General features: G+C 70.0%; 17 protein-coding genes and 1 pseudogene. 5 read left to right on the top strand and 13 right to left on the bottom strand.

Features of this window, described 5'->3' with window-relative positions; genetic code table 11:
* Positions 1-11: 11 nt before the first annotated feature.
* Positions 12-971: an oxidoreductase gene (locus C464_RS10390; protein WP_080510428.1), complete on the bottom strand. Its 960-nt coding sequence runs from the start codon at positions 969-971 to the stop codon at positions 12-14.
* A 169-nt stretch (positions 972-1,140) separates the two neighbouring features.
* Here C464_RS10390 and C464_RS10385 point away from each other — a divergent pair, with 169 nt between their 5' ends.
* Positions 1,141-3,588, top strand: coding sequence for a DNA topoisomerase VI subunit B (locus tag C464_RS10385; protein ID WP_006113651.1), 2,448 nt, complete (start codon positions 1,141-1,143; stop codon positions 3,586-3,588).
* Positions 3,589-4,674, top strand: a complete 1,086-nt coding sequence (locus C464_RS19400; protein ID WP_006113650.1) for a DNA topoisomerase IV subunit A — start codon at positions 3,589-3,591, stop codon at positions 4,672-4,674.
* Between the two features lie 67 nt (positions 4,675-4,741).
* Here C464_RS19400 and C464_RS10375 read toward each other — a convergent pair whose 3' ends face one another.
* Both C464_RS10375 and C464_RS10370 read right to left on the bottom strand, forming a co-directional pair.
* Positions 4,742-6,217 (bottom strand): hypothetical protein, encoded by a 1,476-nt coding sequence (locus tag C464_RS10375; protein ID WP_006113649.1) that lies wholly within the window; start codon positions 6,215-6,217, stop codon positions 4,742-4,744.
* A gap of 145 nt (positions 6,218-6,362) precedes the next feature.
* A pseudogene (locus C464_RS10370) lies at positions 6,363-6,624 on the bottom strand (CDGSH iron-sulfur domain-containing protein).
* Positions 6,625-6,731: 107 nt separating this feature from the next.
* Between C464_RS10370 and msrB the strand changes: the two are divergent.
* Positions 6,732-7,142 carry a peptide-methionine (R)-S-oxide reductase MsrB gene (gene msrB / locus C464_RS10365; protein ID WP_006113647.1) on the top strand — a complete coding sequence of 137 codons (411 nt, stop codon included), beginning with the start codon at positions 6,732-6,734 and terminating at the stop codon, positions 7,140-7,142.
* A gap of 45 nt (positions 7,143-7,187) precedes the next feature.
* Here msrB and C464_RS10360 read toward each other — a convergent pair whose 3' ends face one another.
* The 4 genes from C464_RS10360 to C464_RS10345 form a co-directional block, all read right to left on the bottom strand.
* Positions 7,188-7,940: a sensor histidine kinase gene (locus C464_RS10360; RefSeq protein ID WP_006113646.1), complete on the bottom strand. Its 753-nt coding sequence runs from the start codon at positions 7,938-7,940 to the stop codon at positions 7,188-7,190.
* Positions 7,941-8,008: 68 nt separating this feature from the next.
* Positions 8,009-9,211: an acyl-CoA dehydrogenase family protein gene (locus tag C464_RS10355; protein WP_006113645.1), complete on the bottom strand. Its 1,203-nt coding sequence runs from the start codon at positions 9,209-9,211 to the stop codon at positions 8,009-8,011.
* A gap of 165 nt (positions 9,212-9,376) precedes the next feature.
* Positions 9,377-10,516, bottom strand: a complete 1,140-nt coding sequence (locus C464_RS10350) for a pyridoxal phosphate-dependent aminotransferase (RefSeq protein WP_006113644.1) — start codon at positions 10,514-10,516, stop codon at positions 9,377-9,379.
* Complete coding sequence (locus C464_RS10345) at positions 10,513-11,001, bottom strand: Lrp/AsnC family transcriptional regulator (RefSeq protein ID WP_006113643.1); 489 nt, start codon at positions 10,999-11,001, stop codon at positions 10,513-10,515. Before C464_RS10345 ends, C464_RS10350 begins: the two co-directional genes overlap by 4 nt.
* Positions 11,002-11,143: 142 nt before the next feature.
* Between C464_RS10345 and C464_RS10340 the strand changes: the two genes are divergently transcribed.
* Positions 11,144-12,007, top strand: coding sequence for an aldo/keto reductase (locus C464_RS10340; protein ID WP_006113642.1), 864 nt, complete (start codon positions 11,144-11,146; stop codon positions 12,005-12,007).
* A gap of 23 nt (positions 12,008-12,030) precedes the next feature.
* On the opposite strand, the gene C464_RS10335 is transcribed toward C464_RS10340, so the two are convergent.
* On the bottom strand, positions 12,031-12,861 hold the full coding sequence (locus tag C464_RS10335; RefSeq protein WP_006113641.1) for a hypothetical protein: 831 nt from the start codon (positions 12,859-12,861) through the stop codon (positions 12,031-12,033).
* A 79-nt stretch (positions 12,862-12,940) separates the two neighbouring features.
* Positions 12,941-14,296 carry an adenylosuccinate synthase gene (locus C464_RS10330; RefSeq protein ID WP_006113640.1) on the bottom strand — a complete coding sequence of 452 codons (1,356 nt, stop codon included), beginning with the start codon at positions 14,294-14,296 and terminating at the stop codon, positions 12,941-12,943.
* A gap of 293 nt (positions 14,297-14,589) precedes the next feature.
* Here C464_RS10330 and C464_RS10325 point away from each other — a divergent pair, with 293 nt between their 5' ends.
* Entirely contained in the window at positions 14,590-14,895 is a 306-nt protein-coding gene (locus C464_RS10325) for a hypothetical protein (protein ID WP_004045854.1), read from the top strand.
* 83 nt (positions 14,896-14,978) lie between these two features.
* Here C464_RS10325 and C464_RS10320 read toward each other — a convergent pair whose 3' ends face one another.
* From C464_RS10320 to C464_RS10305, 4 genes are all read right to left on the bottom strand, one after another.
* Positions 14,979-17,246 carry a DUF7527 domain-containing protein gene (locus tag C464_RS10320; RefSeq protein ID WP_006113639.1) on the bottom strand — a complete coding sequence of 756 codons (2,268 nt, stop codon included), beginning with the start codon at positions 17,244-17,246 and terminating at the stop codon, positions 14,979-14,981.
* A gap of 127 nt (positions 17,247-17,373) precedes the next feature.
* Positions 17,374-17,847 (bottom strand): NUDIX hydrolase, encoded by a 474-nt coding sequence (locus C464_RS10315; protein ID WP_006113638.1) that lies wholly within the window; start codon positions 17,845-17,847, stop codon positions 17,374-17,376.
* 83 nt (positions 17,848-17,930) lie between these two features.
* Positions 17,931-18,908, bottom strand: coding sequence for a transcription initiation factor IIB (locus tag C464_RS10310; protein WP_006113637.1), 978 nt, complete (start codon positions 18,906-18,908; stop codon positions 17,931-17,933).
* Positions 18,909-19,177: 269 nt separating this feature from the next.
* Positions 19,178-19,834, bottom strand: coding sequence for a hypothetical protein (locus tag C464_RS10305; RefSeq protein WP_006113636.1), 657 nt, complete (start codon positions 19,832-19,834; stop codon positions 19,178-19,180).
* Positions 19,835-19,940 lie beyond the last annotated feature (106 nt).

The following is a 19,940-nucleotide window of genomic DNA, read 5'->3' as shown; positions in this document are numbered from 1 at the left end:
GCGCGGACACGCTACAGGGGGTACTCGACGCCGGTCGCCTCGGTCGAGTACTCCCAGAGCCTGCGGGCGTCCCCGCGGTCGTAGGAGGCGTCGTTCGACCGCCCGACGGTCGGGTGGCCGCGCATGTTCATCAGGCCGCCGGGCTCGACGTACGCGCCGCCGTCGACGTCGACGGTGGCCGCGTACAGCATCGGTTCGACGCCGATGTCGGGCTCCTGTCCGAGGACGGCGTTGGCGGCCTTCATCCCGACCTTCATCAGGGGGTTGCCGCTCTCCGCCGCGGTCCGCATCTGGAGGTTCGTGTCGGTGTAGCCGGGGTGGCAGGCGACGCTGCGGATTCCCACGTCGCCGTCCCCGTCGCTCGCCGCGTCGAGCCGGCGCTGGAGCTCGTAGGCGAACAGCAGGTTCGAGAGCTTGCTGCGCCCGTACGCCTTCCACTTGCCGTACGACCGCTCCCAGTTGAGGTCGGAGAAGTCCATCTCCCCCTGCTCGTGGGCCCCCGACGACTGGGTGACGACGCGCGCGTCGCCGCCGACGCCCTCCGCGGCGTCGAGCAGGTCGAACAGCCGTCCGGTGAGCGCGAAGTGGCCGAGGTGGTTGACGCCGAACTGCGTCTCGAAGCCGTCCTCGGTCTCGCTTCGCGGGATCGCCATCACGCCGGCGTTGTTACAGAGGACGTCGACCGCGTCGTAGTCGGCGGCGAGGCCGTCGGCGAACGACGCCACCGAGTCGAGCGACGCGAGGTCGCACTCCCGGACGTCGAGGTCGCCGTCGACCGCGCCGCCCGCGTCTGCGCGGATCTCGCCGGCCGCCTCCTCGGCGCGCTCGACGCTCCGGCACGCCATCACGACGGTCGCGCCCCTCGCGGCGAACGCGCGGGTCCCCTCGAAGCCGAGCCCGCTGTTCGCCCCGGTCACGACCACCGTCTTCCCGTCCAGCCGCGGCATCTCGTCGGCCGTCCATGCTGCCATAATCGGACGAAGGGGCGTCACGGGGAGAAACCTGTCGGCGGGTCGGACGGTCGAGCGCCGTGCGACGCGCTCACGAACGGGCCGACGTGAGGGCCTCTGCCGCGGAGATACACTTTCACTGCGCCGCCGGTGCGTTTTTAGGTGCCTCGGGGAAAGGAGTGAGTACCGAATGACGTCCTTCCAGTCGACGATCGGCGACGAGGAGGGGATCGCGGAGGAGCTGGCCGAGGGCCAGCGCGAGATCTCCATCGCCGAGTTCTTCGAGAAGAACAAACACATGCTCGGGTTCGACTCGGGCGCCCGCGGGCTCGTCACCGCCGTCAAGGAGGCGGTCGACAACGCCCTTGACGCGACCGAGGAGGCCGGCGTCCTCCCCGACATCTACATCGAGATCGAGGAGGTGGGCGACTACTACCGGCTCGTCATCGAGGACAACGGGCCGGGGATCACGAAAGAACAGCTTCCGAAAGTGTTCGGGAAGCTCCTGTACGGCAGCCGGTTCCACGCCCGCGAGCAGTCTCGCGGTCAACAGGGAATCGGTATTTCAGCGGCTGTGCTGTACTCTCAGTTGACCTCGGGCCAGCCGGCGAAGATCACCTCGCGCCCGAAGGGGCAGTCGCGGGCGCAGTACTTCGAGCTCATCATCGACACGGACACGAACGAGCCGGAGATCCAGGCCGACGAGGAGACGACGTGGGACCGGCCGCACGGGACCCGGATCGAGCTGGAGATGGAGGCGAACATGCGCGCCCGCCAGCAGCTCCACGACTACGTGAAACACACCGCGGTCGTCAACCCACACGCGCGGCTGGAACTGCGCGAGCCCGGGCTCGACGAGCCGATGAAGTTCGAGCGCGCGACCGACGAGCTGCCGGCGGAGACGGAGGAGATCCGCCCGCACCCGCACGGCGTCGAGCTCGGCACGCTGATCAAGATGCTCGAGGCGACCGAGTCGTACTCCGTCTCCGGGTTCCTCCAAGAGGAGTTCACCCGGGTCGGCAAGAAGACCGCCGACGGCGTGATCGACAACTTCCGCGACGTGTACTACGGCCGCGAGCTGTCGTGGTCGCCGCCGCGCGCGCACGACGACCGCGACGTCGCGAGCGCGGTCTCCGACGCCGTCGCCAACAAGGGCGCGGAGGCGACGACGGCCTTCGCGGAGGGCGTCGCCGAGACGGTGGGGAACAACGACCGGATCTCCCGCTCCGAACTGGCCGACATCGTCGACACCGTCGCGGAGACGGTCGAGGGCGACACGGGCAAGACGTTCGGCGGGACCGTCCGCGAGAACGCGGTCGACGCAGGGTGGCGGGCGGTCACGGGCGGTGACGAGGCCGACGAGAGCGCGGAGTCCGACGACGGCGGTCCCGAGGAGTCGCCGCTCGTCCCCGACGTCTACGCGCTGGTCGACGAGGCCACGTCGACGCGGAAGGACGACGCCGCGGTCCGGGCGATGGCCGAGGCGCTCGCGCGCCGGTTCGAGAACCTCGACGGGGACGCGTACCGGATCACCCGCGACGACCTCGAACGCCTCGTCGCTGACGCCGCCTCGTTCGTCGCCGAGCAGCGCGACGCGACCTTCGGCGAGACCGCCCGCGAGAACGTCGTCGAGGCGTTCTGGTCGCGGGCGCGGACGGTTCCGGACGACCCGCCGAAGGTGAAGTCGATCGCGGGCGACCGCGACGCCGCCGCCGACCTGCTCGAAGCGATGCGGACGACCGACATCCTCGCGCCGCCGACCGGCTGCCTCGCGCCGATCACGGCGGAGCTGGTGGAGGCCGGCCTGCGGAAGGAGTACGACGCCGACTTCTACGCGGCGGCGACCCGTGACGCCGAGGTCCACGGCGGCGACCCGTTCATCGTCGAGGCCGGGATCGCGTACGGCGGCGAGATCCCGGCCGAGGGGTCGGTCGAGCTGCTCCGGTTCGCGAACCGCGTCCCGCTCGTCTACCAGCGCGGCGCGTGCGCGACGACGGACGTCATCAAGCACATCGGCTGGCGGAACTACGGTCTCGACCAGCCCGGGGGGTCGGGGATGCCGAACGGGCCGGCCGTCATCAGCATCCACGTGGCCTCCACGAACGTGCCGTTCACGAGCGAGTCGAAGGACGCGCTCGCGAACGTGCCGGCGATCGAAGACGAGATCGAGCTCGCGGTCCGGGAGGCCGCCCGCGAGCTGAAGTCGTACCTCAACAAGCGGCGCTCGATGCAACAGCGCCGGGAGAAGCAGGACGTGCTCGGCCGGATCCTCCCGGAGATGGCCGACAAGGTCTCCGAGGTGACGGGCCGCCCGCGCCCCGACATCGACGGGGCCTTGGCGCGGATCATGAACAACGTCAGCGTCGAGCGCGAGGTGGACGGCGAGACGGTGACGCTCGTCGTCGAGAACCACTCCGACGTGAACGAGCAGCTGGACATCACCGACATCGTCTCGACGGAGCCGACCGACCTCTCCGACGGGACGGTGGTGGACATGGACGGCGAGTGGTTCGTCCAGTGGAAGCCCGAGGTCCCCTCGGGCGACGAGCGGGAACTGACGTACGCGGTCGGCGGCGACCCCGAGTTCGAGGTCAGCGTCGGCGGCGTCGAGACGGAGAAACTCACGGTGAACGACTAAATGACGACCGAAAGCGACGCACGAGACGAGCTGATCGACCTGGCCGCCGACTTCTACGACCAGTTCGCGGCGGGGTCGATCCCGGAGATGACGCTCCCCACGCGGACGAAGAGCAACATCGAGTACGACGAGGAGAGCGGCGTCTGGACGTACGGCGACCGCACCTCCACGCGCAGCGCCAACTCGGTGCGGGGCGCGCGCAAGCTGCTCAAGGCGGCCTACACCATCGAGTTCCTCGCGAACCAGCTCGACGACGACCGCTCGTCGACGCTGCGCGAGCTGTACTACCTCTCGGAGTCGTGGAACAACGACGAGGCGCAGTTCAGCTCGCAGGACGAGTCGAACGACCTCGTGGAGGACCTCGAGATCGTCACGGGCGTCACCCGCGAGGACTTCCACATGCGCCCGGAGGAGTCGGGCGCGAAGGTGATGGGCCCGCTGGAGCTCCGCGAGCAGACCAACCGCGGCGACCGCGAGATCCACTGCCAGCTCGACGTCGGGCAGGGCGGCTACCAGATCCCGAACAACCCGGACACCATCGAGTTCCTCGACAACGACGCGGAGTTCGTCCTCTGCGTCGAGACCGGCGGGATGCGCGACCGGCTCGTCGAGAACGGCTTCGACGAGGAGCACGACGCCCTCGTGGTCCACCTCGGCGGCCAGCCCGCCCGCGCCACCCGCCGGCTGACGAAGCGCTTCCGCGACGAGCTCGACCTCCCGGTCGTGGTGTTCACCGACGGCGACCCGTGGTCCTACCGGATCTACGGCTCCGTCGCGTACGGCTCGATCAAGTCCGCGCACCTCTCGAAGTACCTCGCGACGCCCGAGGCGCGGTTCATCGGGATCCAGCCGGAGGACATCGTCGAGTACGACCTGCCGTCCGACCCCCTCTCCGACTCGGACATCAACGCCCTCGAATCCGAGCTTGAGGACCCGCGGTTCCAGACCGACTACTGGGAAGAGCAGATCGAGCTCCAGCTCGACATCGGCAAGAAGTCCGAGCAGCAGTCGCTCGCGAGCCGCGGGCTCGACTTCGTCACGGACACCTACCTCCCCGAGCGGCTCGGGGAGATGGGGGTCCTGTAGGCGACTGCGGGCCGCCGGCGGTCGTCCGCTTCGCCGGAGCGTTCCGGACCCGAACCGCCGGACGGGTTCACGCGATCCAGTCCGCGAAGGGACTCCCCGTCTCGGCCCGCCGAATGTACTCGCGCTGCGTTCCGGTGACGGCCTCCGAGAGGTCCGCACCGGCGTCGAGCCGCTCTCTGACCCGCTCCCGCTTCCACGTCGCCGGAGTCGTCCGCGCCGTCCAGCGCCGCTCGACGGGCGCGAGGAGGCTATCGATCCGGCCCTCGGCCAGTTCGCGGTCGCGGAGCCCGGCGCGAGCGAGCGCGAACAGCTCCGGATAGACGACGGTCGGGTCGTCGGTTCGTTCGCCGTCGCCGGTCAGCCACGGGAGGTCCGCGTCGAACCCGTCGCGGCTCGCGGCGTATAGCGATTCGCGAGCGGCACGCCACGGCAGGTCGCAGAGCGGGTGATCGGTGCTGACGACCCCGTGTATCAGCCCGGCGACCAACAGTTGGAATCCGATCACGTCGGCCGTGGTCGGCTGGGCGGCGAGCGGCCGATACTCGATCCGCGGTCCCTCGGCACCGAACACGGGGCGGACCCACCGCCAGCAGGTCCCCTGCTTGTGGAGGAACTCCCAGTGGTCGGCCTCGAACCCGTCGCGAGGGGCGTCCGAGAGCCACTCGCGGAGGTGGGGGGCACACGGACGGTCGTCGAGGATCCGATCGATCGCGTCGGTCGCCGTCTGAATGTCGCGGGGGAATCGAACTTTCCCCGGGCTACGGACGTTCATCGACTCGAACACGGGTATCCTGAGCTCGTGCCCGGCGGTCATGACCGTCTCCGCGTCGGCGTCGGTGTACAGTTCCGGCGGGAGAAACGGGGCGTTCGCGGCCAGCGCGACCACCGGCCCGACCGTCCGGAGCGCCGCGTTGAAGTACCGCGCGAACTCGTCGGTCGGGGGCTGAAGGTGGACCTGTATCGAGGTCGCCAGCGACTCGACGAGGATGGTTCGGAACGTCCGGTGACAGCCGTCGACGTCTAACGTCACCGGCTCGTTCGCGGTGATGTCCGCGTCCAACGCGTAGTACCGCGCCTCCGGCGTGAGGTTCGACGGGACTTCCATCCCGCGCTTCGTCTCGGTGGCCGAGAGGTACGACAGCGCTCCCTCCGGCGGACCGATAGTCCAGATCCCGTCGGTGACGAACCGCCTGTCGCGGGCCGCGAACGCCTCCCGAACGGCGCTGGCGCGCTCGGCCAAGTCGTTGGTCTGCCGGGTGACGCCCGCCGGGTCGAACCCCGTCACGGCGGTGTTGATCTCGGCGTTGTGTCGCCCCAGTTCGGGCTCGCAGACCGACGACATCGCCGCTTCCGGGGCGGGGGAGAGCCGGCCGTCGCCGTCCACGGCGTACCCCTCGAGTTCGAGCCCGAGCCGAAATCCCCCCTCGAACTCGCCGGAGTCGAGCGCCGCCCGGAGCGACACCGCCTGGTCTTCGACACGACGTCGGTACACCTCCCTCGTCGCGGCCCTCCGGCTCCGTCGAACGGTTTCGTCCCACTCCATACGCACCGTTCGAACGCGACAAACATGATACTTGGTAACAATAAACTCGGAGAGCCCCCCAGTCCCCGGTCGAGCACGCCCCGGAGTCTCTCGGGGCGGTCGACGCGTCGCCGACGGCGGGTCGGCTACGAGTCGGGCCCGCCGTTCACTCCGTTTCGCCTTCGAAACCGCCGATCTCGCGGCGTTCGCCGTCGGGATCGTCGTTCTCGTACTTATACCTGTCTCTTATACACATCTCTATGGCGCGAGGGAGNTTCCTCGTCGGTAGTCGCCTCGTGCGAGCCGTCACAGAGCGGTTTCGTGTCCGACAGGCCGCACCGACAGACGAAGATCAGGCCGTCGTCGCCCTTGTCGTCGTCGTCGAGTACCGCCGGGCCGCGCTCCTCGTGGGTGACTTCGCGTGCCATGCCCGCGAGTCGAACCGCCGGCTGGATACCGTTTGCGGCCGGCAGCCGCGCCGCCTCGCCGGTTCGGCCGCCGCAACCCCCTTGCCCGTGGGGCACGTATCGGTGGCATGGGCGAGACAGACGAGGGCGACCCGGCGGAGCTGACCGACGAGGAGTGGCGCGAACGACTCTCCGAGGAGGAGTACCGCGTGCTGCGCGAGAGCGGCACGGAGGCGAAGTTCTCCGGCGAGTACGTCGACCACCACCCCGACGACGGGGAGTACCGCTGTCGGGCCTGCGGGACCGTCCTGTTCGAGGCCGAGACGAAGTACGAGTCCGGCTGCGGGTGGCCCGCCTTCTACGCCGCCGAGGAGGAGTCGGTGACGACGACGGTGGACACCAGCCACGGGATGCGCCGCACCGAGGTCCGCTGTGCGAACTGCGACTCGCACCTCGGACACGTGTTCGACGACGGCCCGGAGCCGACCGGGAAGCGCTTCTGTATCAACTCGGTCGCGATGGAGTACGACGAGGACTGATCGGCGCTTCGAGCGCCCCGACCGTCACTTCGAGCGCTCCACCGGTCACTCCGCACAGAGCGGGAGCCTGACGACGAAGACGGCGCCCTTCGGCTCGTTGTCTTCGACCCACACGTCTCCCCCGTAGATCTCGACGAGCGACCGGACGAGGTACAGCCCGATCCCCGCGCCCGGACTGTCGAGCCCCTTCTCTCCCTTCCCGAACACCTCGTCGCGCTGGTCCTCGGGGATCCCGGGCCCGTTGTCGGCGACGCGGACCTCGGCGACGCCCCCCTCCTCGTCGACGGTCGCCGACACCGTCACCTTCGGCGGGGTCTCGTCGTTGTGCTGGACCGCGTTCCGCAGGAGGTTGCGGAACACCGAACTCAGCATCTCGTCGCCGACGACCTCGGTTTCGGGGTACGAGCCCTCCACCGTGAAGACGGCCTCCGAGTACGCGGACCGCACCTCCTCGACCTGCTGCGCGAGGACCCGGTCGAGCGCGACGCGGCTCGGTTCGGCGTCCTCACGGAGCATCACCTCCGCGAGGTCGCGGACCGTCGTGGTGAGCGAGACGGCGCTCTGCGTGTTCCGCTTGATCACGTCCAGGTACTCCCTCCCCTCCTCGTCGACGTGGTCGTCGAGCAGTTCGGCGTACGCGCCGACGAGCTGGAGGTCGTTGCGGATGTCGTGGCGCATCACCTGATTCAGCAGCCGGAGGTCGTCGCGCTGGCGCTTGAGGCGTTCCTCGGGGTCCGGCCCGTCGCCGCCCTCGAACCTCGCGTCGTCCCTCTGCTCGAGGGCCTCCTCCTCGTCCATACCGGCGATTTAGGACCGCTGAGTGTTTTAGATGTCGGTCGCGGACGAACGGCGGTCCGCCCGCGGCCTCACATCCCCTCGTCGAGCAGCTCGCGGGCGACGATGTTCTTCTGGATCTCGGTGGTCCCCTCGTAGATCTGGGTGATCTTCGCGTCGCGGTAGAGGCGCTCGACGTCGTGGTCGTTGACGAAGCCGGCACCGCCGTGGACCTGGACGGCCTCGTCGGCGACCTCGACCGCGGTCCGCGAGGCGAACTCCTTGGCCATCGACGCGAGCGCGGTCAGGTCGCCGGCCTCGTTGTCGACCGCCCACGCGGAGCGGTAGGTGAGCCAGCGGGCGGCCTCGGTGTTCGTGTGCATCTCCGCGAGCTTGTGTTTGATCGCCTGGAAGTCGGAGATGGACCGGCCGAACTGCTCGCGCTCCTCGGCGTACTCCAGCGCGCGCTCGGCCGCGCCGCGGGCGATGCCGACGCCCTGCGCGGCGACCGCGGTGCGGGTCTCGTCGAAGAACTGCATGAGCTGGAGGAACCCCATCCCGCGCTGGCCGATGAGGTTCTCCTCGGGCACCCGCACGTCGTCGAACCGGAGTTCGGCGGTGTCGCTCGCGCGGATGCCGAGCTTCCCGGTGATCTTGTCGCGGGTGAGCCCGTCGCGGTCCCCCTCGACGAGGATCTGCGAGTAGCCCGAGTAGCGGTCGTCGACCTCGGCGTCCGTCTCGCAGACGACGACGAAGTAGTCGGCGACGGTGCCGTTCGTGATCCACATCTTCGAGCCGTTGATCACCCACTCGTCGCCGTCCTTCTCCGCGGCGCTGCCGCTCCGTTCCGAGGCGCCCTGCGCCTCGCGCTTCTCGGCGCGCGTCGCGACCGAGGTCACGTCCGACCCGGCCTGCGGCTCGGAGATGGCCGAGCCCATCACCGCGTCGCCCGCGGTCACCTCGGGCAGGACGCGCTCCTTCTGCTCTTCCGTCCCGAACTCCATCAGCGCCTCCGCGCCGAACCCGGCGCTGGAGATACAGAGCCCGATCCCCGGGTCGGCCGCGAACAGCTCCTCCGTGAGGATCGCGTTCTCCAGCGACGAGTAGCCGATCCCGCCGTACTCGACCGGCACGTGCGGCGCGAGCAGCCCCATCTCCGCGGCCTTGTCCATCACCTCGTGCGGGTACGCCTCGTCGACGTCGTACTCCGTGGCGACCGGTCGGATCTCCTCGTCGGCGAACTTCCGCACCTCCTCGCGTAGCTGTCGTTGCTCGTCGGTCAGTTGGAACTCCATACGCGGACGGTAATGATAAAACGTGATAGTTGTTAGCGAACGCCAATAAATCTGCGAGGAGTTGTCCGTTCATGCGGCGGAGTGTCTCGGGGCGGGCGCGACGGACGGTTCGCGTCGCGAACGCGACGGCCGGCTCGCGGCGCGAACCCCCCCGCGACCGCGGCCTCAGCGTCCCTCGACGAACGCCGCGATCCGGTCGGTCGCCTCCTTCAGCTCGCGCATCGAGGTGGCGTACGAGACGCGGAGGTGGCCCTCGCCGCCCTCGCCGAAGACGGAGCCGGGGACGACCGCGACGCCCTGCGCCTCCAGTAGTTCCTCCGCGAACGCCTCGTCGTCGCCGCCGCACTCGGGGAACGCGTAGAACGCGCCGCCGGGCTCGAACGTGTCGAGGCCCATCTCGTTGAACCGGGAGACGACCAGCCGCCGCCGGCGGTTGTACTCCTCGACCATCTCAGCGACCTCGCCGTCGCAGCGGTCGAGGGCCTCGATGGCGGCGTACTGCGGCGTCGTCGGCGCGGACAGCATCGTGTACTGGTGGATCCGGTTCATCGCGTCGATTGCCTCGGTCGGGCCCAGCGCGTACCCGAGCCGCAGCCCGGTCATCGCGTACGCCTTCGAGAAGCCGTTGACGACCACCGTCCGCTCGCGCATCCCCGGCTGCGTCGCGATCGACGCGTGGTCCTCGCCGTAGGTGAGCGCGGCGTATATCTCGTCGGCCACCACGCGGATCTCGTTGTCGCGGCAGAACGCCGCGACCTCGGCGAGCTCCTCGTCGGTCATCGTCGCGCCCGTCGGGTTGTTCGGGTAACAGCACACGAGGAGGTCCGCGTCGGCCGCGCCCGCGGCCTCCAGCGACTCTCGGGTGAGCGCGAAGTCGTCCGCGGCGCGCGTGGGGACCGTCAGCCGCTCGCCGCCCGCCAGTTCGATCCCCGGCCCGTAGGAGATGTACGTCGGCTCGTGGACCGCCACGGTGTCGCCGGGGTCGACGAGCGCGCGGAAGGCGAGGTCGACCGCCTCGCTCGCGCCGGTGGTGACGAGGACCTCCTCGGCCGGGTCGTACGACTGAGCGTAGCGCTCGTGGTGGTCCGCGATCCGCTCGCGGAGCGCCGCCATGCCGCGGTTCGCGGTGTAGGAGGTCTTCCCGCGTTCGAGCGAGTCGATCGCGGCGGTGCGGGCGCTCCACGGGGCGGAGAAGTCGGGCTCGCCGACCCCGAGCGAGATGACGTCGTCGCGCGCCTCCGCGAGCTCGAAGAACTTCCGGATCCCCGACTCGGGGAGGGTGCGCGCGCGGTCCGAGAGCCTCATGGCGACACGGAGAGGCGGTCGTCGTCGTCCCCGTCCTCGAACCGGATCCCGCCGTCCTTGTACGTCTCCATGATGTAGTGGGTCACTGTCTGGGTGACCGCCGGCATCGGCGCGACCTGCTCGGAGATGAACTCGGAGACGTCTTGCATGTTCTCGCCGAGCACCTCGACGGCGAAGTCGTAGTCGCCCGAGACGAGGTGTAAGGCGTCGACCGCGGGGAACTTCGCGATCCGGTCCGCGACCTGCTCGTACCCCGTCTCCCGGTCGAGTTCGACGTTGATCTCGACGACGGCGCGGATCTTCCCCTCGTCGACGCGGTCCCAGTCGACGACCGCCTGGTAGCCGTGAACGACGCCGTCAGCCTCTAGCGCGTCGATCGCGTCCGCTACCGCCGCCGCGTCGAGGCCCGTCTGGGCCGCGATGTCGTCGATGTCCTCGCGGGCGTTCCGCGCCAACACGTCGAGTACCTCGCGCTCGGCGTCCATACCTTACGATTACGCGGGGACGGTTTATGAGTAGCGACGGACGCAACACGGGCGAGGGACGGGCGACCGCGCCGTTCGCCGCCGGACCGCCTCCGCTTCCGCCATCCCCACGGCTTTCCGCGTGGCGCGAGACGGAGCGACCATGGCTTCCGACACTGACGGGGGACGCGACACGTTCGACATCGGCGGCGAGTTCACGGTCGACCGCCTCGGTTTCGGCGCGATGCGGGTCGCCGGCGAGGACGTTATCGGCCGGCCGGAGGACGAGGAGGCGGCGAAAGAGGTCCTCCGCCGGGCGGTCGACCGCGGCGTCGACTTCGTCGACACGGCGGACTCCTACGGCCCGGGGGTCTCGGAGCGACTCATCCGCGAGGCGGTCGGCGACCCCGACGACGTGGTGATCGCCTCGAAGGCCGGGCTGCTCCGCAACCGCGAGGGCGACTGGCTCCCGCACGGCGACCCGGACTTCCTGAAGAATCAAGTGCTGTGTAGCCTCGACCGCCTCGGCACCGACACGATCGACCTCTACCAGTACCACCGACCCGATCCGGACACCGACTTCGAGGCGTCCGTCCACGCGTTCGCGGAGATGAAGGACGCCGGCCAGGTCGCCCACGTCGGCCTCTCGAACGTCACCGTCGAACAGCTGGAGACGGCCACGGACATCGTCGACGTCGCGACCGTCCAGAACCGGTACAACGTCGGCCACCGCGACGACGAGGACGTGCTGCGCGCCTGCGAGAAGCACGGCGTGGGCTTCATCCCGTGGGGGCCGATGTACGCGGTCGAGGAGGGCGAGTCGGCCGCGGTCCTCGCGGAGGTCGCTGACCACCGCGACGCGACGCCCCAGCAGGTCGCGCTCGCGTGGCTCCTCGACCACTCCGACGTGACGCTCCCGATCCCGGGCACGTCGAGCGTCGACCACCTCGAATCGAACCTCGCGGCCGCGGACCTGTCGCTGACCGACGAGGACCGCGCCGCGCTGAACGCCGTCGACCCGCGGTAGTCGGCGACGCCCGCGGCGAGCCGTCACCCGACCGTCTCGACCCCGGCCATCTCCGCGACCTTCAGCGCGGTCGCGACGTTGAACGCGAGTCCCAGCGGCGCGGCGACGACCGCCGCCGCGATCGCCCCGGCCGGGCCGGCGTGAGCGAGGAGGCTCACGGGGACCGAACAGAGCGCCGTGACGACCGCGACGGCGAGGAAGAACCCGAGCGGTCGGTGTCGGTCGACCAGGTCGCGTGCGCGCACCGCCGCCGACCGGACGCCGCGGTCCTCCAGCGCGAGGACGTAGACCGTGGGGAAGTACAGGTACGAGAGCACCAGCACGACGAGTATCGCCACCACGAACAGCGGCGGGACGAGGACGAGCGGGAGGAAGGCCGCCGCCAGCGCGGCGACGACGACCGCCTCCAAGAGGATCATCCGGACGCCGAACCGGCGGACGTTCGCGACGAACTCGAACCGGCCGGTCGTGACGCCGTCGGCGATGCTCCCGAAGTAGCCCGCGCTCAGCGCGCCCGAGACGACGACGTACACGCCGACGGCGGGGACGAGAAGCGTCAGCGGCTCCAAGCGACTGAACGGGAGCGCCACCGACGCGCCGCCCGCTCGCGGGACGTCGACGAAGTTCCAGAGGTCGTATCGGTAGACGGGGAACGACGCGCGCAGCGAGAAGCCGTCGGTCCGGCCCGTCGCGAGCAGGTCCCGGACTCGGAACAGCGCCGTGGCGAGGGGGACGAGCGCGAGCGGGAGCAGCCGCCCGAGGTGCGAGGCGGTCCGTTCGACGAGCGGCTCCGCCGGGGGCGAGTCGCGACCGTGCGAGTCGCGGTCGGGCGGGCCGCGGGAGGGCTCGGCCATGGCTGCGAATCACGCTCGGGACGCAAAAACGTCGGTGACCGCGAGACCGGTGACCCGCCGCGCCGCGGGCGCTCGCGACTTACTCTTCGAACGGGTTCGTCAGTTCGACTGTCTCCTCGCGGTCGGGGCCGACGCCGACGGCGTAGATCGGGGTGTCGATCTCGTCGGCGAGGAACGCTAGGTAGTCGCGGGCCGCCTCGGGGAGCGCGTCGTAGCCCGCCTCGGCGACCGCCGAGGAGTCGAACGGCTCCCACGTGTCGAGCGTTTCGTACACCGGCTCGCAGCGCTCCCACCGGTCGGTCGTGGTGGGGACGGTGTCGATCACCTCGCCCTCCAGTTCGTACCCCGTACACACCTTCAGCTCGTCGAGTCCGGCCAGTACGTCGACGTGATTGACCGCGACGCCCGTGAAGCCGGAGACGCGCGCGGCGTGGCGGAGCATCGGGAGGTCGAGCCACCCGATCCTGCGGGGGCGACCGGTGACCGTGCCGAACTCGCCGCCCTTCTCGCGGATCTCGTCGGCGAGCGCCTCCTCGTCGGCGTCGCCGTCGAGTTCGGTCGGGAGCGGTCCCTCGCCGACCCGCGAGAGGTACGCCTTCACGATGCCGACGACCTCGCCCTCGCCGACCCTCGTGACGCCGAGCCCGGAGCCGACGGCCGCGCCGCCGGCGGTCGGGTTCGACGAGGTGACGAACGGGTAGTTCCCGTGGTCGACGTCGATGTGCGTCCCCTGCGCCCCCTCGAAGAGGATCTCGTCGCCCGCCTCGAAGCGGCGGTGGAGGTAGTCGGAGGAGTTGACGGTCATCCCCTCGTCGGCGAGGCGCTCGCCGATCGCGGCGAACTCCTCGTGGAGCGCGTCGACGTCGAAGGCGTCGGCTCGGTCGCCGTCTCCCTCGATTTCGAGCCCGTACACGTCCTCGACGAGCGCGCGCTTCTGCGGGACCGCGTACTCGAGCTTCTCGCGGAGCGTGTCGGGGTCGAGCAGGTCCGCGATCCGGATCCCGCGTCGTCCGGCCTTGTCCTCGTAGGTGGGGCCGATGCCGCGCCCGGTGGTGCCGACCGCGTCGCCGGCGTCGTCGTCGGCCTTCACCTCCTCTTCGATCCCGTCTACCACGCGGTGGTACGGCATGATGACGTGCGCCCGGCGGGCGACGCGCACGTCGGGATCGAGCCCGCGCTCGCGCAGGTCGTCGATCTCGGTGAACAGCGTCTTCGGGTTGACGACGCAGCCGTTGCCGAGGATACCGACGGTCCCCCGGACCGCGCCGCTCGGAACCAGAGAGAGCTTGTACTCCGCGCCGCCTTCGACGACGGTGTGGCCGGCGTTGTCGCCGCCCTGATAACGGACTACGACGTCCGCGTCCCCTCCCCACCGGTCGACGAGCGCGCCCTTGCCCTCGTCGCCGAGCTGGGAGCCGACGATGGTGAGTGTCATACGACCTGCCGATTCCCGGCGGGGGGTAAAACCGATTACGGTCTGCGACAGTGAGACCACCACGGACGTGGATCGAAAAATACCCCGTCTACTGGGAATGGGCTCGTTCGTGTATTTCAGCGGCTCGGTCCCTTCGACCGGCCGCGCGCCGCCGGCCCTCGTAGGCGGGTCGCGTCTCGACGGCCCGCGATCGAACACGTTAACTACTGCCACGTCAAATCGTGCGTTCGAGCGATTCTCTGCGGCCGCGGACAGCAACTTTTAAACAGGGGCATGACGAGTTAACATGTGGCATGATAGATCGACTAGAGAAAGAGGTAGACATGCTGGAACGTCACCTCCAAGTCCTGCGGATGGTCATCGAGAACGAGCCGATCGGCATCGTGAAGATGTCGAACGAGACCGGCTACCCGCACCACAAGGTGCGGTACTCCCTGCGCGTCCTCGAAGAGGAGAACCTCATCGAGCCGTCCAGTCAGGGCGCGATCACCACCGAGCGCACCCACGAGTTCGTCGACGAACTCGACGAGAAGCTCGACGAGACGGTCGACAAGCTCGGCTCCATGCGTATCGACGACGCAGCGGAACTCGAGAACTGACCGGGATTCCGATTTCGCCCGCCGACGTACCTGCCGCGTTTTCGTTCTCCGCGTAGCCCTTTCCGGTCGACGCCCCGCCGCGATCAGAGGTCGGGGACCGTCATGTGGAACCCGCCGTCCCGAGCCTCGACGAGGCACAGGTGGAACCCTCGCTTGCGCGAGAGTTTCACGAAGCTCGCCCGCTTCGACCGGCTGAACAGGCCGCCGCCGACCGCGTCGCTCGCGGTCTCTAACGCGCCCGGCTCGAAGAAGCTCTCCGTCACCGCGAACGCCCCGGCGAACGTCTCGTTCGAGCCCGCGATGTCGCGCCCGTTCTCCACGAGCGACTCCAGCGTCCCCTCCGCCGTCGGGTCCCGGCTGTCGTTCAGGTCGGCGGCGAACAGGGGGTGGCCCATCCGGTCGCGCAACACGAGGTCGAACGCGCGCTGCTCGCGGACCTCCTCGCCGCCCTCGCGGAGTTCGACGGACACCGATCCGCCGATCTCGGCGCGGTCGACCTCGGGGAGCGCGTCGTAGAGGTCGCGGAGGATCCCCTCGTTGCCGGTGCCGCGGACCTCGAACGGGAGGTCCTCGACGAGCCACCGGGTGAAGCCGTACTCGATGGTGTCTTCGAGGAACTCGTCGAACTCCCGGCCGTCCACCGCGAGGCCGTCGGTCTCGAAGCTCGTGTGGTGTTCGACGCGGAGGTTCTCCCGCAGCGCCTCCCGGTCGGTGCTCCCCTCGTGGGCGTCGGCGAGGGTCGCGCCCTCCTTCGAGTCGTACCGGATGAAGAGGTTCGTGCCGTTCCGCGCCTCCGCGGGCGTGAGCGTCCGGTCCGCGTCCGGCAGTCGCTCTCTCGCCTCCGAGAGCTCCCGTCGGAGTCGGTCGCGCTCGTCTCTGAGCTCGTCGACCTCCGATTCGAGCCGGTCGACCGCGTCGGCCAGCTCGTCGCGCTCCGTCGCGACCTCGTCGCGCTCGGCCGCCAAGCGGTCGCGCTCGTCGGCGAGCGACCGGCGCTCGGACTCGGCCTCCTCCAACGCCGCCTCGAGCTTCCGGAGCCGCTCCGGGTCGGCGTCGGCCCGCGATTCGCGCGCGTCTCGCCGCGACACCGCCGACGAGTTCGACGCGGACTCCGCGGTCGACCGCGGCGACGGCGACCCGCCGTTCGGGGCCGACTCGCCCCCCTCGCCGCGACCGCGGTCGGTCCCGGGGCGGGCGCGCTGCGACGACCCGCCTCGTCGGTCGCCGTCGCGGGGCTCTCCGCCCGCCTCGGACGGGTCGAGCGCCGGGATCGACTTCTGTTCCCGCCACTCGGCCTCCTCCGAGAAGACGTCCTCCGAGTCCGGCGCGTCGGCGGCGTCGTCCGGGGTCGCCGCGTCCGCGGAGTCCGTCGCGGCGGCGTCCGCGACGGGCGCTCCGCGGGACCCGCTCGACGACCGGTCCCGTTGGTCGGAGCCGGTCGCGTCCGCGGTTTCCCCCGCGGTGTCGGCGGCGTCGACGTCGCCGATCCGAACCGCGTCGGGCGTCGACCCGTTCTCCGGTCCGGCGGCCTCTCCGCCCGGGTCGGCGTCGACGGGCTCGTCCGCGGCGGGTCCCGAACCGACCGCCGGCGACTCGTCCCGCCTCGTCGACGCGGGGGAGCCGTCGTCTCGGCCGGCGTCCGGAGCGGGGTCGACGGCGTCCGAAGGGGCCTCGATGTCGACTCCGGTCGGGTCGTCGGGGCCGTCCGTCTCGTCGTCTGCCGCGTCGTCTCCGCTCGGTTCGTCGCCCGGGTCGGCGACGGCGACCGACTCCGCCTCCCCGGCCGGGTCGGCCGCGGCGGTCGCGTCGTCGCCGTCGGGGAGCGGGCGGACGTCGAGGTCGACCTCGTACACCGTGTAGATTCCGACCTCGTCGGCCGCGAGTTCGAAGGCGTCGTCGCCGGTCTCCAGCCGACGCGCGTTGCCGACGTACGCCGCCGCCATCGACTCGCCGCCCGTGTAGGCCACGTAGTAGTCGCCGGAGAGGACGTTCTCCGACAGCTCGATGTAGCCGGTGAAGCCGCCCTGCGAGAGCTTCCGGTCGGCCTCGCTCAGGGACGTGTCGTTGGTGTAGTACTTCGCCCGCGGCTCGCCGCCGAGCTCCTGCATGGCGAAAAGCACCGGGAGCGCCTCGTCCGGGGCCCGGTAGACGGTCCCCGAGGCGTCGGTGAAGGCGTCGAGCGTCGCGTCGACGACCCCGACGACGCGCCCGTCGGCGAAGAACAGCCACCCGGTTCCGTCGGTCGCCGCGCCGGAGAACCCGTCGCCGACGACCTGCCGGAGGCCCGCGAACCCGTCGGAAAACGAGCGGTCGTCCCACTCGGCGATCGCTTCCCTTCGCTGTGCGTCCATATTTGAGTGTATCTCGCCAACACCGACCCAAATACCTTCCGGAGCGTGAGACGGCCGTCTGACGCCGCGACGCGCGGCTCGCCCCGGTCGCCCCCGGCCGTAAATCGGACGCTCCCGGCGGCTCCGCTCAGCGCTCGTCGACGGCGGCGATCGCCTCCCGACCGAGGTCGACGACGTCGTCCGGGAGGTCGCTCGCCGCGAGCTCGGACGCGGTGTACCAGCGCCAGCGCTCCGGGTCGACCTCGTCGTCACCGTTGGGCGCGATCTCGCGGGAGTCGACCCGGGCGTAGTAGAGGTGGTCGACGTGCTGGTGGCCCACCGACCCGTCCTCGTGGACGTTGATGTCGTGGAGCATGAGGTGGGCCGGCTCGGGGAGGCCGCGGGTGTTCGGCCCCGTGATCGACGACTCCGCGGCGACGAGGTCGGGATCGAGTCCCGTCTCCTCGCGGACCTCGCGGCGCGCGGCCTCGTGCGGGAGCTCGTCGCGGTCGACGTGCCCGCCGGGCGGCAGCCGGATCCCGAGCCGCTCGTGTTCGTGAAGCGCCGTCGCCCCGTCGTTGACGATGTACGTCGTCGCCGTGAAGTGGCGCGTCGTCTCCATGTCACCGGGTGGCGGCGCGTCGCCTTCGCGGTTTCGGCTCGGACTAGTGACGAGACGACGCCGGACCGATCAGGAAGAGCGGGTCAGTTCAGCGCGACCGAGTCCTCGGCTTCGAGGAGCTCGTGGTACCGGTTGCGGATGGTGACTTCGCTGATGTTCGCGACCTCGCTGACCTCGCTCTGGGTCACCTTCTCGTTGACCAGCAGCGAGGCGGCGTAGACCGCGGCGGCGGCGAGCCCGACCGGCGACTTCCCGGAGTGGATCCCCTGTTCCTTCGCCGTGTCGAGCAGGCTGCGCGCGCGGCGCTCGGCCTCGTCGGAGAGGCCGAGGTCGGAGGCGAACCGCGGGACGTAGCTCTCGGGGTCGGCCGGCTGGATCTCCAGCTTCAGCTCGCGGACGACGTAGCGGTAGGTCCGGGCGATCTCGTCCTTCTCGACGCGGGAGACGCCCGCGATCTCGTCGAGGCTGCGCGGCGTGCCGGCCTGCCGGGCGGCGGCGTACAGCGAAGCCGTCGAGACGCCCTCGATGGAGCGGCCGGGAAGCAGGTCCTCGTCGAGCGCGCGGCGGTAGATGACGGAGGCGGTTTCGCGGACGTTGTCGGGGAGACCGAGCGCGCTCGCCATGCGGTCGATCTCGCCGAGGGCCTGCTTGAGGTTGCGCTCCTTGGAGTCGCGGGTGCGGAAGCGCTCGTTCCACGTCCGCAGCCGCTGCATCTTCTCGCGCTGGCGGCTGGACAGCGACTTGCCGTAGGCGTCTTTGTCCTGCCAGCCGATGTTCGTCGAGAGCCCCTTGTCGTGCATCATGTTCGTCGTCGGGGCCCCGACCCGCGACTTGTTGTCCTTCTCCTTGGAGTCGAACGCGCGCCACTCCGGCCCGCGGTCGATCTCGTCCTCCTCGACGACGAGCCCGCAGTCGACACAGACGGTCTCTCCGTGTTCCGTGTCGGTCGCGAGCTGGCCGCCGCACTCCGGACACCGCAGCTCTTCCTCCTCGCTCTCCGACTCGGTTTCGCGCTCGTCGTCGACGTTCTCTGTCGTGTACGTTCGAAGGTTCTCGCTCATTGGTTTTGTGCTGGAGGGAACAACGAAACCGAGGGACGAATCTCGGTGTTTTCCTCACCTTCGGGTAAGCGGCCCAAATACTTAAATGTTCGCGTGTTTTGGGCCGTCGATACACGGCCGAAAACGGCGTGTAGAACCCTGTAAGACTCGGTATTCGTGAGCGGCCGAGAGCGGCCGCCGTCAGCGCGGCGGTGACGGCGGCTCCGCGGGATATAGTATATATGCGTTTCGCGAAGGTGGGACGGCGTTCGGATCGACCGGTCCACCGGTCAGTCCCCGGCCGCGAAGGCCGTGCCCGCACCGGCGAGATAACCGACGACCACGCCCAGTCCGGTCACCAGTAGCAGGGTCGCAGCGAGGTCGGGGCCGGCGGTGACCCCGGCGACCTCCGATACCGGGACCCCGTCGCCGTCGGAGATCGGTGCCGTCCCGTCGACCGCGTGCCGCGTCAGCGGGACGCGAGAGACCGCCCGCAACGCGAGCATCGTCGGAAGATAGCCCAGCGTCGCGCCCACGCCGGTCACGGCACCGGCGAGCGGATCGTCGATACGGAGGTATCGGACGGCGGTCACGACGCCGAGGCCGAAGGTCAGCGGCACCGCTCGGAGCGGCCGCAGCACGGCGTCGGCCTGTATCAGCGGGTGACCGATGACGACGAGGTCCGACAGCCCGGGCCCCGTCCTGACCCGGACCCAGTGGGCGTCGAAGAGGAACCAGATCGACCCCTCGACCGCGGATATCGGCCCGCCGACCATCCACCGAGCGACCTCGGAGTTCCCCGGCGACACGCCGGCGGCTGCGAGCGCGATCCGCGTGAGCGCCAGTCCGAGCAGCGCCGCACCGCTCCCGGAGGCGGCGGCGACCGGCAGCCAGCCGGACGGCAGGTGTACGAGCGAGGGGAGGGTAGTTCGTCGGTCCGCCGACATTCCGACCTCGTCGTTCCGGCGTGATCGGTATATGTTTTGTCGCGGGTCGCCGTCGGCGGCCCCTCACCGTCCGCACGGGTTCCGCGAGGACAACCGCTTTGAGCGT

Origin of the sequence: Halorubrum coriense DSM 10284, assembly GCF_000337035.1 — an archaeon.
In the GTDB taxonomy this organism is placed as follows: Archaea; Halobacteriota; Halobacteria; order Halobacteriales; family Haloferacaceae; genus Halorubrum; species Halorubrum coriense.
Note: the sequence above shows the minus strand (reverse complement) of the source record. Positions and strands in the feature narration are given on the sequence as shown.

What these genes read in the sequence shown, in the direction of transcription:
- C464_RS10390 (WP_080510428.1), bottom strand. Translation starts at nt 971, where the DNA reads ATGGCAGCATGGACGGCCGACGAGATGCCGCGGCTGGACGGGAAGACG.
- C464_RS10385 (WP_006113651.1), top strand. Translation starts at nt 1,141, where the DNA reads ATGACGTCCTTCCAGTCGACGATCGGCGACGAGGAGGGGATCGCGGAG.
- C464_RS19400 (WP_006113650.1), top strand. Translation starts at nt 3,589, where the DNA reads ATGACGACCGAAAGCGACGCACGAGACGAGCTGATCGACCTGGCCGCC.
- C464_RS10375 (WP_006113649.1), bottom strand. Translation starts at nt 6,217, where the DNA reads ATGGAGTGGGACGAAACCGTTCGACGGAGCCGGAGGGCCGCGACGAGG.
- msrB (WP_006113647.1), top strand. Translation starts at nt 6,732, where the DNA reads ATGGGCGAGACAGACGAGGGCGACCCGGCGGAGCTGACCGACGAGGAG.
- C464_RS10360 (WP_006113646.1), bottom strand. Translation starts at nt 7,940, where the DNA reads ATGGACGAGGAGGAGGCCCTCGAGCAGAGGGACGACGCGAGGTTCGAG.
- C464_RS10355 (WP_006113645.1), bottom strand. Translation starts at nt 9,211, where the DNA reads ATGGAGTTCCAACTGACCGACGAGCAACGACAGCTACGCGAGGAGGTG.
- C464_RS10350 (WP_006113644.1), bottom strand. Translation starts at nt 10,516, where the DNA reads ATGAGGCTCTCGGACCGCGCGCGCACCCTCCCCGAGTCGGGGATCCGG.
- C464_RS10345 (WP_006113643.1), bottom strand. Translation starts at nt 11,001, where the DNA reads ATGGACGCCGAGCGCGAGGTACTCGACGTGTTGGCGCGGAACGCCCGC.
- C464_RS10340 (WP_006113642.1), top strand. Translation starts at nt 11,144, where the DNA reads ATGGCTTCCGACACTGACGGGGGACGCGACACGTTCGACATCGGCGGC.
- C464_RS10335 (WP_006113641.1), bottom strand. Translation starts at nt 12,861, where the DNA reads ATGGCCGAGCCCTCCCGCGGCCCGCCCGACCGCGACTCGCACGGTCGC.
- C464_RS10330 (WP_006113640.1), bottom strand. Translation starts at nt 14,296, where the DNA reads ATGACACTCACCATCGTCGGCTCCCAGCTCGGCGACGAGGGCAAGGGC.
- C464_RS10325 (WP_004045854.1), top strand. Translation starts at nt 14,590, where the DNA reads ATGATAGATCGACTAGAGAAAGAGGTAGACATGCTGGAACGTCACCTC.
- C464_RS10320 (WP_006113639.1), bottom strand. Translation starts at nt 17,246, where the DNA reads ATGGACGCACAGCGAAGGGAAGCGATCGCCGAGTGGGACGACCGCTCG.
- C464_RS10315 (WP_006113638.1), bottom strand. Translation starts at nt 17,847, where the DNA reads ATGGAGACGACGCGCCACTTCACGGCGACGACGTACATCGTCAACGAC.
- C464_RS10310 (WP_006113637.1), bottom strand. Translation starts at nt 18,908, where the DNA reads ATGAGCGAGAACCTTCGAACGTACACGACAGAGAACGTCGACGACGAG.
- C464_RS10305 (WP_006113636.1), bottom strand. Translation starts at nt 19,834, where the DNA reads ATGTCGGCGGACCGACGAACTACCCTCCCCTCGCTCGTACACCTGCCG.